The 15,993-nt window shown below is 32.7% G+C and carries 13 protein-coding genes and 3 pseudogenes; 8 read left to right on the forward strand and 8 right to left on the reverse strand.

The window, feature by feature from the left end; genetic code table 11:
• Positions 1-457 precede the first annotated feature (457 nt).
• Positions 458-556: pseudogene (locus tag BLV40_RS29120) on the forward strand (IS6 family transposase); the annotation flags it as partial.
• A gap of 35 nt (positions 557-591) precedes the next feature.
• Here the strand turns inward: BLV40_RS29120 and BLV40_RS08245 are convergent.
• Positions 592-909, reverse strand: coding sequence for a HesB/YadR/YfhF family protein (locus BLV40_RS08245; protein ID WP_090688866.1), 318 nt, complete (start codon positions 907-909; stop codon positions 592-594).
• Positions 910-1,878: 969 nt separating this feature from the next.
• On the opposite strand from BLV40_RS08245, the gene BLV40_RS08250 reads away from it, so the two are divergent.
• The 5 genes from BLV40_RS08250 to BLV40_RS29125 all read left to right on the forward strand — a co-directional run bounded on the left by BLV40_RS08250 (position 1,879) and on the right by BLV40_RS29125 (position 5,785).
• Complete coding sequence (locus BLV40_RS08250) at positions 1,879-2,304, forward strand: MarR family winged helix-turn-helix transcriptional regulator (protein WP_090688867.1); 426 nt, start codon at positions 1,879-1,881, stop codon at positions 2,302-2,304.
• Between the two features lie 490 nt (positions 2,305-2,794).
• A complete protein-coding gene (locus tag BLV40_RS08255) occupies positions 2,795-3,778 on the forward strand; it encodes an NAD(P)/FAD-dependent oxidoreductase (protein ID WP_090688870.1) in 984 nt (327 codons plus the stop codon).
• An 85-nt stretch (positions 3,779-3,863) separates the two neighbouring features.
• Positions 3,864-4,481: a superoxide dismutase gene (locus BLV40_RS08260; protein ID WP_090688873.1), complete on the forward strand. Its 618-nt coding sequence runs from the start codon at positions 3,864-3,866 to the stop codon at positions 4,479-4,481.
• Positions 4,482-4,657: 176 nt separating this feature from the next.
• Complete coding sequence (locus BLV40_RS08265; protein WP_090688875.1) at positions 4,658-5,149, forward strand: cupin domain-containing protein; 492 nt, start codon at positions 4,658-4,660, stop codon at positions 5,147-5,149.
• Positions 5,150-5,665: 516 nt separating this feature from the next.
• Positions 5,666-5,785: a TrmO family methyltransferase domain-containing protein gene (locus tag BLV40_RS29125; RefSeq protein WP_348519727.1), complete on the forward strand. Its 120-nt coding sequence runs from the start codon at positions 5,666-5,668 to the stop codon at positions 5,783-5,785.
• Between the two features lie 133 nt (positions 5,786-5,918).
• Here the strand turns inward: BLV40_RS29125 and BLV40_RS08275 are convergent.
• The 3 genes and pseudogenes from BLV40_RS08275 to BLV40_RS08285 form a co-directional block, all read right to left on the reverse strand.
• Positions 5,919-6,749: pseudogene (locus BLV40_RS08275) on the reverse strand (Ger(x)C family spore germination protein); the annotation flags it as partial.
• A gap of 276 nt (positions 6,750-7,025) precedes the next feature.
• Entirely contained in the window at positions 7,026-8,249 is a 1,224-nt protein-coding gene (locus BLV40_RS08280) for an alpha/beta hydrolase (protein WP_090688879.1), read from the reverse strand.
• A 258-nt stretch (positions 8,250-8,507) separates the two neighbouring features.
• Entirely contained in the window at positions 8,508-10,718 is a 2,211-nt protein-coding gene (locus BLV40_RS08285; RefSeq protein WP_170833623.1) for an MMPL family transporter, read from the reverse strand.
• 395 nt (positions 10,719-11,113) lie between these two features.
• Between BLV40_RS08285 and BLV40_RS08290 the strand changes: the two genes are divergently transcribed.
• Positions 11,114-11,629, forward strand: coding sequence for a TetR/AcrR family transcriptional regulator (locus BLV40_RS08290; protein ID WP_048371795.1), 516 nt, complete (start codon positions 11,114-11,116; stop codon positions 11,627-11,629).
• Positions 11,630-12,301: 672 nt separating this feature from the next.
• Here BLV40_RS08290 and BLV40_RS08295 read toward each other — a convergent pair.
• The 3 genes and pseudogenes from BLV40_RS08295 to BLV40_RS08305 all read right to left on the reverse strand — a co-directional run.
• Positions 12,302-13,207 (reverse strand): MerR family transcriptional regulator, encoded by a 906-nt coding sequence (locus BLV40_RS08295; RefSeq protein ID WP_170833624.1) that lies wholly within the window; start codon positions 13,205-13,207, stop codon positions 12,302-12,304.
• Between the two features lie 149 nt (positions 13,208-13,356).
• Positions 13,357-13,635, reverse strand: a complete 279-nt coding sequence (locus BLV40_RS08300) for a DUF1648 domain-containing protein (RefSeq protein WP_170833625.1) — start codon at positions 13,633-13,635, stop codon at positions 13,357-13,359.
• A gap of 462 nt (positions 13,636-14,097) precedes the next feature.
• Positions 14,098-14,373: pseudogene (locus BLV40_RS08305) on the reverse strand (Ger(x)C family spore germination protein); the annotation flags it as partial.
• 299 nt (positions 14,374-14,672) lie between these two features.
• Here BLV40_RS08305 and BLV40_RS08310 point away from each other — a divergent pair.
• Entirely contained in the window at positions 14,673-15,074 is a 402-nt protein-coding gene (locus BLV40_RS08310; protein ID WP_280138895.1) for an agmatine deiminase family protein, read from the forward strand.
• A 629-nt stretch (positions 15,075-15,703) separates the two neighbouring features.
• Here BLV40_RS08310 and BLV40_RS08315 read toward each other — a convergent pair.
• Positions 15,704-15,898, reverse strand: a complete 195-nt coding sequence (locus BLV40_RS08315) for a hypothetical protein (RefSeq protein ID WP_090688886.1) — start codon at positions 15,896-15,898, stop codon at positions 15,704-15,706.
• Positions 15,899-15,993: the final 95 nt, after the last annotated feature.

Genomic DNA, 15,993 nt, shown 5'->3' on the forward strand with positions numbered 1-15,993 from the left:
TGGCTATTAAAGATTTTCTAGTTTATATTCGAGTGTATAACTCAACTACAAATTCATCTTTTTTTCTCCGCTCTTTTTTCCGTAAATAAGTCACTTTCTCAAACACCGATTTGAGAAAGTGATTTTTAATTCTGGGAACAGCAAGGGGGATATGATGAAAGAGGTTCAGTTTGATAATACAAAAGCTATTATTCACTCACTACTTGCATTAATGGAAAAAGAAGAACAAAAAGAATGGTTTCAACAAGAATGAGAAAAGAGAAATCCAGTATTAAAGTCGATAGTTGAAGCAGTAGTAAGTTTCCAAGAAGAGGAAAAGTAAAAAGAGCATTCTCTTTTCTTAAGAGATATGCTCTTCTTTTTTGGTCAAATCAATATCGTGGAGCAGTTATTAAAAAACGAATTTGCCCAATTATTGGATTAAGGTCTTACGGACTGCTAAATAAATTATTGCGGGGGAGAGGCTATGCATATGATCAAAAAAGGACAGACTCTCCCAAGGGAGAAGTCTGTCCAAAATCAAAAAGAATTCATTTATAAATTGTTAGCTTCATAAGCTAACAATTTAAAGGAAATTCAAAATCTATGTTTTTATCGAGTATTTTTTGCACCGGAATTAGATTTAATGTACTTATAATCTAGGAAATCTTCCTGCTCATCATACTCAACATGTAAATCATGTCCGTCGAAAAACCAAAGATCGCTTTCTTCCACAAAGAATTCAATTCCATCCACTTCGGTACTAACCACTTTATCAATTGGGTTATCTTTGGAAAAGGCAAGAGAATACATATTCTGAACAGGACTAGATCCGTAGAATTGAGCGTAGAATCTTATCTCATCGCCTTCCTTTACACCAATCTCATCCTTAAACCAATGTACAACTTGTTTACTAATCTTTAATTCCATGTTCTATTACCTCCCATATGATATCTTTTTTTAATACATCATTACCTTGCAAAGCTATTCACTAGTTTGTTCAATAAATTCAACCTTTGTCTCCATTTCAACTTCATACTTTAGCTTTATAGTTTCCTAAATGTGACGAATTAATTCTAAATAATCTGTGGATGTCGCACTGCTGGCATTGATGATGAAACCAGCATTCGTTGTTTACACCTCAGCTTCATCAGTCCTAGTAAAAGTATGGTTGGATAAAGATTCGAACTCCAGAATGGCATCTTCATTGACCAACTGTTTTAGATCACGAACTACCTTTTTTATATCAAATACAACAGTAAGTCCATTTTACTTTTTAAACTGTTAAGTATAAAAAGTGGTCAAAAAAAAGCAAATGCTTTGATTCGATCAAAGTATATTCCTTTTATCATACAAATTCAACTAATTATTTTATAGAAGACACTGTACACTTTCATTGAACTGAGTTTCTTCTCCAGTCTATTATTGGGTTACGAACTTTATAATTACTTTATTTCCATTATCATCTTTGCCTTTTATAAATTAAGTTTTAAATACGTAAATTAAGGCTGGGAAGATTTGTTGGAATATAAATTTTAACCATCGTAGCCTTATTAGAGTCAATTAAAACATTGGTTGTTCAAGGGTATCGGAATCCAAAATAAGGTGTTTAGTTAAAAAGTATGTACTAAATACCGCAGGAATTGATACGTCCTACGGTTTCAATTTGTTTATTGAATCATTTTTCAACTTTTTAAACTTAAAAGTTGAAAAAGTTGAAAGTGAGTATTATTATATAGTCAAGGAATGATTGTTGTGATCTTATTCTCACTTTTACTCTCCATGTATAAAAAGAACCAGTTTCCGTGGATCATTATCAATCATTCCAAAATATTAAAGTAGTATAAACGAATGGTACAATAGGTATATTAAGTATAAAAAATAGTTGAGGTGTGATTATTGAGATACTATTTAGAAGACTTTTGTGGATTTTCTATACATCGTACAGATTTAGGATTGAAAAATTATTATAAGGAGATATTAGCTCCTTTTGATATTACTCCAGATCAGTGGACAATTATGATGATTCTTTGGGAGAAAGATGGAATAACACAAAAAGAAATAGCGGAAAAGGCATATAGAGATGAAACAACCGTTGGCCGCATGATATACAATCTAGAGAAAAAAGGTTTTATTCAGCGCTTGCAAGATAAAAAAGATCGTCGATTTTTGCGTGTTTATGTAACAGAGAAAGGAATAGACATTAAATCTGAAGTATATTCAGTCAGTATAGAATCTGAAAAAAAGGTTACGCAAGGGTTATCAGAGGAAGAGATGATTTTTTTGAATGAAATTCTTTATAAAATTTTTAAAAATAGCATGTAACTTCAATAATAGATGCTACAGCATCTATTGTGGCTGTTGCTCAATAAATGAGTATTGGTAAGTAATACCTACTATCTCAGCTATACACTTACCTAAATACCTGCTATAGCAGGTATTTAATGCTTGAATAGAGGAATTAACAATGAATAAACACGTATTGCCTATTTTACCGTATGGATTTAATGGATTAACATCATTTATTGATGAAGAAACGATAATAGACGTCTTGAATGTATATCAAACTTCTTTAATGTAATTAATTGGAATGTTGTTTCAGAAAAGTATAATGAGGCGATTAAATAAAGTGAAATTTTAATCAGTGGGAAGTTCTTCATCCCTCACTGACTATTAGCCCTCACCAATCGGGATTTTACGGGCAATTTATTTTCCGCCTAACTTCTTTGTTTCTGCTGAATATTAAGGTGGGGGTATTACTGCCCGTTAATGCAAGATAAATAGATAAATAAGTTATAAAAGAGGTGTAACATCTATGGAAAAACAAGTATTTGATATTACAATTATTGGTGGTGGCCCCACTGGTTTATTTGCTACATTTTATGCAGGCATGCGGAATATGAAAGTGAAAATCATTGATAGTTTAAATCAATTAGGTGGACAACTGAGTGAGTTATATCCAGATAAATATATTTATGATGTAGGCGGTTTTCCTAAAGTATTAGCTAAAGATTTAGTTAAGAATTTAGTTAGTCAAGCAGAGTATGCTTCTCCAGAAATATGTTTAGAGGAGACCGTTTTAGAAATTAAACAAGATGAGGGATATTTTGTATTAATTACAAATAAAGGGGTTCACTACTCTAAAACTATCCTTATAACGTCCGGTATTGGTGCTTTTGAACCTAGAAAATTAAATACTAATAACGCAAAAGAGTATGAAGGTAAAAATTTATACTATCAGGTGAAAGATATAAATCATTTTAAAGATTCCAAAGTTCTTGTATGTGGCGGGGGCGATTCAGCAGTTGATTGGTCTTTAATGTTAAAGGATATTGCTACAGAAGTTACACTTTGTCACAGACGTTCAGATTTTAGAGCACATGAAAGTAGTGTTGATGCACTTTTCAACTCAAATGTAAAGATAAAAACACCTTACGCAATTAAAGAGCTGATAGGGGATAGAGAAAGCATTCATAAAGTAATAATTTTAGATAAAAATGGTATGGAAGAAGAGATTGAGGTAAATCATGTTATTGTGAATTATGGAAATGTATCTTCGCTGGGACCAATTAAAAATTGGAATTTAAATATGGACAAAAATTCTATAATTGTAAATACAAAAATGGAAACAAATATAAAGGGAATTTATGCAGCAGGTGATATTTGTACTTATGAAGGTAAAGTGAAACTGATTGCGGTTGGACTCGGCGAAGCACCTATTGCGGTTAATAATGCAAAATCATTTATTGATCCGTCATCACGTGTACAGCCTTTGCATAGTACGAGTGTGTTTAGATAGGGGGATAAGAATAGATAATCTAGTAAGTGAATTATTGTTCAGATAAAATAAATTAAAGGTGTAACAGTTAAGGAGAGGGAGAAAAATGATTCACAGGCTTCCTGAACTTTCATATGATTTCCATGAGTTAGCCGCCTTTATATCTCTAAAAGAATTTCAACTGAATTATTTTGAAATTCATAAATGGTATGTAGAGAATTTGAATAAGGCATTGAGTAAATATATCAATTATCAACAATATAGTGTGACAGAACTTATGATGAAGCTAAAATATTTGCCACAAGACTTAAGGCATGATGTGAAGAAGTATGGTGGGATGCATTTTAATTATTCTTTGTTTTGGAAAATATTAACCCCTAATAGTAGAGGACCTATAGGTACATTAAAAAATGCTATTAGAGATACTTATCATGATTTTGGGGTTTTTAAAAAAGAATTTACAAATATAGCATTAGATTTAAATGCTTCTGATGCTTGGTGTTGGTTACTTGTACAGAAGGGGAGCCTAAAAATAATAAAAACATATGGACATGATTGTCCAATTTCGAAAGATACTTATCCAGTTCTTTGTTTGAAATTGTGGCGGGTCAGTTCCTTATTTGTAAAACAAAAACAAAACTTGAAATATATTAATGATTTTTGGAACTTTATTAATTGGGAAGAAGCAGAAAATAGATATTTAGAAGCTATGTCTATGTATTAATTTTTGTATTTCCTTAAAAGATCATGATATTAGAAATAGAATTAATTGATTTAAAAATTATCACGTTGAATTTGTAGAAATAGAGAAAATAAAATCCTTTTAGGGTATGAAAGGGAATTCAGCCATTTATGTAGAAATTGTGCTTGTATTGAATTTCCTTAAAGGGAGATAGAAAAATGACAATAATTGAAAATGAGAATAAAAAGGCTTTTCATTGTACCCAAAGTGAACAAAAAACCTATCATTTTTTGGCTGAAAAAATAACAGTGATAGTATCAGGAGAACAAACAAACGGAGAATATTCCTTGGCACATGTTACTGAAGCACCAAAATTAGGACCACCACTTCATATTCACCATGAAGATGATGAATCATTTTATATCCTAAAAGGGCAGGTCACCTTCTATATAGGAGATGAGATTATTGAAGCATCAACTGGAGACTATGTATTTGCACCTAAAGGTATTCCTCATAGGTTAGTATCAGGTCCAGAGCAAGCAGAATTTCTTGTTACGTCAACCCCAGCAAAATTTGATGCATTTGTAAAAGAATTAGGTACTCCTGTGTTTAAAGATGCAGACCTTCCTGAAGTAAAAACGCCTTCTCCAGAAGAGCTTCAACACCTTGTAAAAGTTGCAGAAGCTTTTAATATGACAATCCTAGGTTAAGGATATAAATTAGTTCCGGTTTCTCTAGAAAAGACCCACTTATTTCATGGGATAAGTGGGTCTTTTTTATAGCTGTAAGTGTTATATCAAAAGAAGCACGTTGATGTAGCAATTAAAAGAGAAACTTCTAAATAAACGTTGCTCTTATTAGCAAAAATCGTTACAAAAATTATTTATAGTTGCATAATAGTTAGTGACAAATTCCTCATCTCATTTGATGTTAAGAAACTTTGTAATAGAACCACATCAATTGTTGATGAAAGAGCATATGAAAAAAGGAAAGAAATTGTTTCAACTACTATAATTAATCCAGAATATAAAGAAGGTCTAATTGGATTAGAAGAATATTCGCATGTCACGGTACTCTTTTTTTATGGATCAATTTAAAGAAGAAAAAATCAATATTGGATTAGAAAACCAAGAGGAATTGAAGCTTTAGTTGAGAAGGTTTGCTTTGTATGAAGAACAGAGTATCGTCCTAATCCTATTGGGATTTCCACAGTTGAGATATTATCAATTAATAATAACGTAATTACTGTAAAAGGATTAGATGCTATTAATAAGACACCAGTATTAGATATTAAACCTTTATATACCAAAGTTCAAGAAAAGATACTTGAGTCCCTGTATGGATGAAAGTATTAATGAGAAATTATTTCTAATTTCTTTATTTGATATCAATTATCATAAAAAGCTAGCTTTTTTACTGCTGATAAGTGGGGGTATGGTAACTGATAGGGTGCCCGCTTGTAGCAAAGTATCAAATGTTTTACTCAATAACTCCTGAATGTTCAATATTCACAATGTATTTCACTTTTATTGGTACTGTTTTATATATTTTTTCCCATTCTTTTAACTTAAATAATTTATATTGTTGTTTGAATTTGGAGCCTAAACCAAGTGGATCTGCATTTAGATTTTGTATTTTTTTTATTAGTTTTTTACTTTCTGCATTCAATTGTTTTTCTATGCTCTTTGTTACTGTCTCGAGATTGTTTTTACTTCCTACATTTATCATTTTTGATACATCTTGCAGACGAGCATCCATTTTAACTTGAATATAAAAAGATGGTTTTCCATTTTTAATTTGAACATGATAGGAAGGAATGGAACGGATATTGTTAATTAATACATAACCACCATGGGTTTTGAATTCTTTGGAATTTAATCTATGTTTTTCAAGTAATCCGCTAAAAATAAAAAAATCTTTTTGTTCCAATTTCCCTACATATTTGTCTTGCTTGAAAAGAGCCATGCTTGTAATTTCAATTTTGTCTTTTTGTTTTTTTAATATCGGCATAAAAGTATCTCTTCCTACTTCGTAGTAGCGATAAGAGTTAAGATGTAAATTATCATGTGGTAATGAACCCGTTTCCATGTTGTGTTCCAACAATTTTTTTATATAAATTGCAACATTATAGTTATTTTTGTATTTTCCAGAGAATAGCTCATTTCCATCACCTTCTAGTATTCCTACATATACTGTATGTCCTATGCTACTATCTCGTAGAATCTGATCATATGCTATTGATACATCTTTTTTCGCTAATTTTTCTGTGATATGAACCATAAGTTTGCCGGAACGGCAAGCTTATGGTTCTTTTTGTTTGCGGCAAACTTATGCTTCCAAAAATAAAAGATTTTAAACCGTATCTTTATTATTGTCTACTTGACAGGGAGATGACCACCTTACGTGTATATGATATTCATTGAATTTCCACAATTTAAAAGTACAATTTGTACCATTGATAAAATTACTAGATTTATACTAAAAACACGCATTTTGATTAAGTTTTTTCAAAATGCGTGTTTCATTTATTTTTATATTTTACAATGATGCAAACAAACCTTCTTAAATTATTTTTACCTATATTTGTTAATTGTGTTTTTGAAGAAAGGCTTTTACTTTTTCAAAAGCAAATTGCGTATTCAAGCTACCTGATTTTACATCAAAAACGTGATCAGCTCCTGGAAGAAGATAGAATTCATGTGAAACGCTATTTTCTCTCAGCTTCCTGTCTAAAATTTCACCTTGTTCATCTGGGACAACTCGGTCACTTGTTCCATAAAATGAAATAGTAGGAGGTGTATTTTCATTAATGTAACTGATTGGAGAGAGTATTTTGTAACGATCAGGGAATTGTGCAGGTGTACCCTTTATATACTTTTTCAATACATCTTCCGCGTAGTCAGGACTTCGTTTATTCTTGTAAAACTCTGTCATATCAGACGGACCGTATATATTAATCACAGAGTTAATAGGTACCGGTGAAACGCTAGTAGAAGGTGGTAACTGTTCATCCCCCATACTATAGGCGGCTAGCATAGCTAGATTCCCCCCTGCTGATTGCCCCATTACATTTATTTTTTTAGGATCAATTTTGTAAGTATCCGCATGTTCTACTACCCATCCTATTGCTGATTTTACATCACCTACTTCATCTTTCCATCCCGCATGAGGTGGCATACGATATTGTACATCAAAAACAGTATATCCTAATTCACTAAGTCTTTGATACCAATGAGGTGAACCACCTTTATCACCCTCAACCCAGCCGCCTCCATGTAACATGATAACAGCGGGGTGAAGTGATTTTTTTGAGTCTCCATGAGCTGGCCACACATCAAGCTTTAATTCCACACCATCAGAGGTTGTACCGTATACAACGTCCTGTGTGACTTTTGATGTTATCTCTGTCTTACCAAAAAAATGAGAACTAAGCGAAACGGAAACATTCTCGTTTTTAGCATAGTTTAACGTCTGAGTAATTGGCTCTATTATTAAAAATAATACTAGTAATAATTGAGGAATCAACAATGCTCGAGCGATTAAAGCTTTTTTCCATACAGCTAATAGTAATAGCACAATTATAAATAATGTTAGAATTACTAAAAACATTGGCATTTGCAATGCAAGCATTGCCAAAAGACTCATTATATTAGAAATTCTTAATGTGACATTAAAATCTGATGGATTCCAAATATAATATGCCAAACTACCAATAAAAGCTAATGCTAGTACTGTAAGAACTGTCAGAAACCATTGAATAAAACCTCTAGGACGCCAAGAGGTTGATTGTTTTTGTTGTTTCTTTTTCATTTTTTTATATTCCTCCATAACAAAAAAGCAATTTTAAAATGTTTAATATAAATTGTATCTGAATATCCCTCCCTATTTATAACTTGAAAAATGGCGGTAAATTTCCAATGGGAGACAAAGGAAATGGCACACATTGACAGCAATAATGTCCTTTTATATATTTACATAATTAGCGGAGGAAAATCTATACTTTCTCTAAAAAACCGCTTCTCTTTTATAGGGAAGCGGTTTTTTTATGAATACAACTATGAATTAAATTTAACGGTTCTGTTTATATATTTTTTCACTTTTGTTTTCTACGCGATGTATAATGCTTTCTCCTTCAACATCAATGTTAGGCAAAATTTTATCCAGCCATTTTGGCAAGTACCAGGCTGACTTACCCATGAGAATCATGACTGCAGGTACGATTGTCATTCTCACGATGAATGCGTCAAAGAAAACACCGAATGTAAGAGCCATGCCTATGGATTTAATGATGGTATCAGGCGCCAACATGAATCCAATAAATACAGACATCATAATTAATCCCGCTGCGACTACGACTCTCCCGCTCTCCCGCATTCCTTCTAAAATAGCTCTCTTCGGATCACCTGTATGCGTATATACTTCCCGCATTTTGCTCACTAGGAACACCTCATAGTCCATGGCGAGTCCGAACAAGATGCCAATCAGAATGACAGGCAAGAAGGCTAAAATCGGACCGACAGCCGGGAACCCAAATATATTTTGGAAATGTCCATCCTGCACGAAAAATACCACGGCTCCCAACGTAGCGCCAAGAGAAAGTAGAAACCCTAATACTGCTTTTAATGGAATGAGCAGAGATCTAAACACTAGAACTAAGAGTACATACGCAAGTCCCACAATAAGGGCAGCGAAAACTGGCAAGGCGTCACTCAGCTTTTGCACAATATCAATATTCATCGCTGCTGTGCCCGTTACCATTAGTTCAATTTCATTTTTTTTCTCGGTTTGGTTCGATTTGTCCCTGATTGCTTTTACCAAATCCTTCGTCTTTGTATCGTCAGGTCCAGTTTTTGGTGTGATAGAAATCATATAAATCTTTCCAGAAGGCCCCGGGATAGCTGGTGTCACACTTTTCACGTCAGGTAGGTTACCCAATTCTTTTGCGATGGTGTTCATAGCATTTTGCGTTTCAGCTGTTGCTTCTTCTGATTTTGCTACTACCATTAAAGAAGCATGAAATCCTTCCCCATACGCTTGCGTCAATAAATCATATGCTCTTCTTTCTGTCGTTTCTGTGGACTTTGTTGTTCCATCAGAAGGCAGGCCGAGGTTCATATGGAAAAACGGAATCGAAATCACTGCAAGTAGTCCGATTGCGAAAATCGTAACAATCAGAGGACGTCTTATGACAAATTCCCCCCATTTATTTGAGCCAGCATGGTTCTTACCTGCCCCAGTCATCTTTTGCAAGAATCGATTTTGTTTAGATGGGGCAATCTTATGGCCGACAAGCCCCAATATGGCTGGTAATATGACGAGGGACACCAACACTGCTGCGAGCACAGTAAAGGCAGCAGATACGCCCATCGCTATCAGGAATGGAATCTTTGTAACAGACAATCCCAAAAGACCAATAATAACAGTTAATCCTGCAAAAATTACGGCACTTCCCGCTGTACCAGTTGCGATGGCAACAGATTCTGGAACAGAATCTCCTTGTGCAAGCTGCTGTCTAAAACGATTGATAATGAAGAGCGCATAGTCAATGCCTACTGCGAGTCCCAGCATGGCAGCTAATGATAAGGAAACTGTTTGGATTTCCACATAATTGGTCCCAATCATGATTCCTAGCATTCCAATCGCTAATCCGATTATCGCAGTGAGAATCGGCAGTCCAGCTGCCAGAAAAGACACAAAGGTAAATGCCAGGACTACGAAGGCTACAAGTACTCCGACAATTTCAGTCATACCTGAAGTCTCTGAGTCGGAAAACTTGATATCGCCTCCTGATAACTCCGTTTGAATGCCGGCATCCCTTGTTGTTTTAATACTATCTAAAATCTTATTCTTAGAAGCTTCTGTGACCTTTTCCGCTTTCACTTTGTACGTAACGACTGCATATCCGATTGTCTTATCTTCACTGAGGTTCTGCAGTTGCATCGGTGCTGCCACAGAATCAACAGCTGAATCTTTTTTAATCTCATCTAGAACTTCTGCAATTTTCTGTTGTACTTCCGCTGACTCCAAGGTTTCGTTTTTTGGTGCTTGAAACACCACTTTTACTTGGGCACCTGCTGGTTGCATCGCTTTAAACTCTTTTTCAATTACTTTTCCTGCTTTATCTGCTGGTGTATTCGGAATGCTCAGCTCCTCCTTGAAAGAGGAACCCATGTTGACTGCAAAAAGCACTAATGCAATCAGAATTGCGAGTGCACTGAATACAACCTTTTTCCTATGATTTACTGCCCAATGTCCTAACTTATACAGATATTTTGCCAATTGAATCTCACCCTATTCTTGTCGAAAATTTGTTTTGTTCTTACGTTGTAATCTAGAAACGCACAAGCACTAAACCACATATTATTCATATAAAAAGATTTTAGAATTCGAATTATAAATTGTATCTGAATATCCCTCCCTATTTATAGCTTGCAGAATGACCGCAAATTGCCAATAGGAAACAAAGAAAATGGTACACATTGACAGCAATGATGTCCTCTTATACAATGGCGTTATCACTACGTTAACAATTGTGCTTACATGTGTAAGTATAACAGTGAATTTTCATCTTTCAAGCACTATGTGATGATTTGCACTTAAAACGAACAGAATGAAGGGATGTGTTAGCTTTGAGGAAGTCAAGAGAAGACAGTATACACTCTCAGAGATATATTATGGAGGCATTGAGCGCACTGTTGCATGAACATAAACTGCAAGATATAACCGTAACAGCTATTTGCAAAAAGGCTGGAGTTGCCAGAGTCACATTCTACAAATACTACCGCAACGTTTACGACGTCGTACAAGCATCTGTGGATGAAATTGTTCAACATTTCTTGAAAGAGGTTGATAGTTTGGATCCATATGAAAGTATGCAGCTAATTATTGAATATATCATAGAGGGATTTGTGTCTGCACAGAAACCGTCAGGAAAGTTAATTGATGCAAATATATCTAGTATGATGCTTGATTATTTGAATTACACAATGGAAAAGGTCTTTCAAGCGGATATTACGCGCAATCATGGCATGAGCAGAATGCAAATCCTGTTTTTAGCAGGCGGTATCTATAATATTGTTAACGATTGGATTAAAAGAGGGGCAAGGGAATCTCCCAAGGCACTTGCTGCAAAAATATATGAGATTCTTCCATATGGGACAACAGATACAAGGAATTTGGCAAATTCATGATGCAACTGTTCTACCTTTGATTACATCTAAAAAATGGGCATCACATAAATAGCTGTGTAAACGACCGTTTTTGGTTAAAAGAACAAAACTTTCTTTCATATAAAACTTTCTTAACGTTGTTGAAAGCGAAGGAATCGTCAGGAAAATGGACTTAGCGTTGTAAATCCGCATTTTCCTGACGGTACCCCTAAAAGCAATTATGCTTAGAAAGCAAAGGATATCATTACAAACACTTTTATCATTAAGCCTATATACTAAAACTCCGTTGTTAAAGTTATTGAACTTGTCGTATAAAAGCTCTAATGAATAAAATAGTAAGATTAAATGCCTGATACTGATAAAAGGTATTTTTATTTGTCCTGTTGTAACATTCACGGCAAGCTTATGGGTTAATAATTAATCCACGGCAAAGATATGCTTCCTTTTTCCTCGAACAATCAACTATATCTCCTCAAAAACATGTGATTTCCGGCAAAGATATGCTTCCTTTAGCGGCAATTTTATGGGTAAAGTCACATTTGTGTATGATATGAACCATAAGTTTGCCAAACGGCAAGCTTATGGTTCTTTTTATTTGCGGCAAAGTTATGCTTTCAGGATGTTTTTAATGTCGCTTTTAAATCAACGCATGGTATTTTAAAAAAACGCTAGGTTGATCCTTGTTTATAAATATTAAAGACTTAATAAATAATCTTGATAATTAAAACCCAATTCCTTATTAAGTTCATTCTGAATCTTGTTGAGATTTTCCACCATTTTTTTATAGTTAGGATTTAATCCTTTTAAAATTGTACTAAATTCAGAATCCATTGTTAAATCCGGTAAGCCTTTAGACATTTGATTTTGTTTTGAAATCATCTCTCTCAAATTCTCATCGTTTTTAATAGTATTTATTTGAGTTTTTATTTTTTCTTTATAATCATTAACGATACGCATGTCTTTTTGGATGATTCCATCATAAAATAATTGAGTACTTTCTTTAAATACTTCTATATCGTTTAAATTATTATTTAGGACTTGCTGAATTAAAGGGTGATCATTGGGAATTGAAGGGACATTATCTAATAGATTAATTAATTTCTTAATGTTATTTATCTCTTCAACAGTTTTAATTTTTATATCTAAAAATGGATGCATGGAAATTCCTATGAATTCTCCAAAGGGACCAGGAAAAATTTTTCGGAGAATTACATGTAATTGATCGATATATTGATGAGAAGAATCGATTAGTTTAGAAATATCTTTAAATGATTTTCCTAAATTCCAATTCTCCTTTACAACTTTAATCTGCTTTCTTTTTCGTTCAATAATCATGATATCATTATTTATTTTTTCTTCTTGAGTTTTTAATTCCTCTATAAAGTCTACATCACAATTCAAGATATTTTTGATTTGATTGATTGAAAAGTCTAATTCCCTTAAAAAAGCTATGGTGTGCAATTTCTCAACATCATTAACATCATAAATTCTGTATTGATTCTTTGGATCTTTATGTACTTCTATAAGCCCAATTTCCTCATAATATCTAACGGCTTTCTTTGTTAAACCTGTTTTTTCAGAAACTTCTTTGATGTTCACTATAATCATCTCCCTCTAAAATATTAAATGTATTTATAATTCTATTTTAAGGTTTCTTCTGAAGGTAAGACCAAGTAATATTTTAAAGGTTCCCCTAAGGGTAAGGTCAAATAATAAATTAAAGGTTACTCTTAGAGAAACCTTTAATTTTAATATATAGCCATATAAATTATTGCAGCGTGAAGAATCGCAAATAAATATATTGCATAGAAAGCTTGAATTGAAATTTTACTCAAGTAATAGGCAATAAGCATAAATACTGGAAAAATAAAAAGTCCGATATATTTTTTTACGATTAAATTAGGCTCATTCCATTCATTAAGGTGTACCGGAATTTCGTTATAACTAAACGGATAAGCTAAGATAGAAATTAAAAATGTTGATAAGATAATTGCTAAAAGAACTTTATTGTTGAATAACCAATGCATAGCTACCTCCTCCTTTTCTGAAAAATAAGATTGTTTTCGTTTTCCTTGCCACTTTAAAAATCGGAAAATTTGTTTACAATTATATGTTGTCATTAGCTTATTTGTAAAATATAAATCTATATTTTAGAGAGTAGAGCTCAAAAACAAAGAAAGGAGTAACAAAAATGTACCAAGATATTAATCACAAATCCGTAGCAATTTTTAGTATTATCATCATAATAATCGGGATTGTATTTATATTTTTAACTGTAATATCAGTCCTAAATGTCTCATGCTGATAATAGGTATTTTTATTTGTCTTGTTGTAAAATCCACGGCAAGTTTATGGGTTAATAAATAATTCACGGCAAAATTATGCTTCCTTTTCCCTCAAACAATCAACTAAATCTCCTCAAAAACATGTGATTTCCGGCAAAGTTATGCTTCCTTTAGCGGCAATTTTATGGGTAAAGTCACATTTTCTGTAAAAAGAGCAACACGTAATTGTCCAGTGGCAAACAGTTGTGCAGATTTGAAAGAGGCTTTTTCTCTTCCTTGTGTTACTGTGCCTGCAATGTTTTCAAATACTAAGACTTGATGCCCTTTTTTTTGAATAGGACAGACAATTGTTGTTTTTATTTTATCCTTTGTTGTATCGAATACAATTCCTTGAATTAAGTGAACATCATCAATAACATACTTTTGTAAGCACCCTGTCATAAATACTAATGAAATACAAAATAGTATAATTTTTTTCATATTTTCTCCATTCAGTAAAAAACAAAATTGAAAAATAACTCACTCTAAGTTAGATTTCATATCGCATCAATTGTTGCATTTTGGATTTTAATCATTTGTTGTATTTTTCCAATATGATCATCATCATATACATGTTTTTATTAAAGGTTCTGTCGCAAAAATGTTAGTTAGAAACGTAGAGTAGCAATTCGGTTCTACTGCAAAGTTTTTTAACAAATAGAAAGTTTGGGTACAGCTGAATTTTATGCAATTGTGAGTAATTACTGTAATTCATTGTACGTTGAAAAAACGAAGTAAATATAGATGGTAAACCATTTCGTATTGTTAAAATGCCTGTTCCAGAGTTAATTTATTTAACAATACGTGCAGGCGATTTTGTTTATGATATGTGGCAAGAGAGTAAAGATGATTTAAAAGGGGAGTTATTTGATGGTAGTCCTTTTCCTGAAGAAGAAATGGTAGTACTACCAGCGCTAAGTTATTGCAATTTTTTAATTACAAATAATATAGTAATTGCACAAAAGTATTATTCAGAAGGGCTACCACTAGAAGTTAAAAAGAAGGATGAAGAAGCATTAAATATCTTAAAAAGTGTATTTCCTGACAGAAAAGTAGTAGCAATTAATGCACTCGCTTTGAATTTATATGGTGGTGGTATTCATTGCAATACAAGAAATATTCCAGCAAAATCATTGTTGTAATAAATTGCTTGGATATAGTTTCTTAAAATATGAGCCGTAGTCTTAATAAAAAAATAGGAATTCTCTTTGCAAGGGGTCAGGAAGATGATGATCGGAAAGAGGTTCCGTTGTAAAGTTTCTTAACACATAAAAAGGTGTTTTCAAGTATGGAAAGCACCTTTTTAGTCTACAACTATTTTTTAATGTAGTGTAGTGCCATCCTAAGGAAAAATAAAAAATTCCTCTTAGTAATAGCACTATTTTTATACTGTAAACAGTTGTTTTCTATCTTTTAAAACACTTACAGGAAATTAGTATTTTTTTATGTCTTAGTGTAGCTTTGAAATAATACTATTAATATTGATAAATCAACTAAAGAAAAGAGCTTGTTTTGAGCGTATTTTTTCATTAAGAGAATGAATGTATCGTAGCAAAACTAGATAGAACCAAAGAAGATAAAAATAGATTTTTCAGATTTAAGTTTTAATGGATAACGTCAAGAATTGAAAAATATACGGGTAGTGTAATCCCTTCTTTTAATGGTGTTAAGAAGGGATTTTTCATGGAGTAATCATCAAGTAAATTCGGTATACAAATGTATACATATAAAAGATCTTGATAATTTGAGGTATATGCAAGTTGAATGATGTTTATAATTCATTTTTAAGGTCAAATTCAATAATAAGTTCGTTTATTATAAAGTCTAAACATTGAGCTTGGCCTAAGAGACTCTCTCTTATACAAGAGAATTCATTTTGTGTCATTTGACTTGAGATTATCTCTTTACGGGAAATAAGGCGTTTAGTATGTTCGATTATTTTGCCTCTTCTAAATGTTTCTGCCATCTATACCACTCCGTTTATTGCATACATTTGTATACAAAATCAAGGTTGAAAAATAAGGTTTTTAAGGAACCTTTTGTAAGAAGAATTCCCTAAAA

Source organism: Bacillus sp. 166amftsu, from assembly GCF_900107445.1.
GTDB classification, from domain to species: Bacteria; Bacillota; Bacilli; order Bacillales; family Bacillaceae_G; genus Bacillus_A; species Bacillus_A arachidis.

Excerpts from the sequence above, each read along its gene's own strand:
- BLV40_RS08245 (WP_090688866.1), bottom strand. The coding sequence starts at position 909 with ATGGAATTAAAGATTAGTAAACAAGTTGTACATTGGTTTAAGGATGAG.
- BLV40_RS08255 (WP_090688870.1), top strand. The coding sequence starts at position 2,795 with ATGGAAAAACAAGTATTTGATATTACAATTATTGGTGGTGGCCCCACT.
- BLV40_RS08260 (WP_090688873.1), top strand. The coding sequence starts at position 3,864 with ATGATTCACAGGCTTCCTGAACTTTCATATGATTTCCATGAGTTAGCC.
- BLV40_RS08265 (WP_090688875.1), top strand. The coding sequence starts at position 4,658 with ATGACAATAATTGAAAATGAGAATAAAAAGGCTTTTCATTGTACCCAA.
- BLV40_RS08280 (WP_090688879.1), bottom strand. The coding sequence starts at position 8,249 with ATGAAAAAGAAACAACAAAAACAATCAACCTCTTGGCGTCCTAGAGGT.
- BLV40_RS08290 (WP_048371795.1), top strand. The coding sequence starts at position 11,114 with ATGGAGGCATTGAGCGCACTGTTGCATGAACATAAACTGCAAGATATA.
- BLV40_RS08300 (WP_170833625.1), bottom strand. The coding sequence starts at position 13,635 with ATGCATTGGTTATTCAACAATAAAGTTCTTTTAGCAATTATCTTATCA.
- BLV40_RS08315 (WP_090688886.1), bottom strand. The coding sequence starts at position 15,898 with ATGGCAGAAACATTTAGAAGAGGCAAAATAATCGAACATACTAAACGC.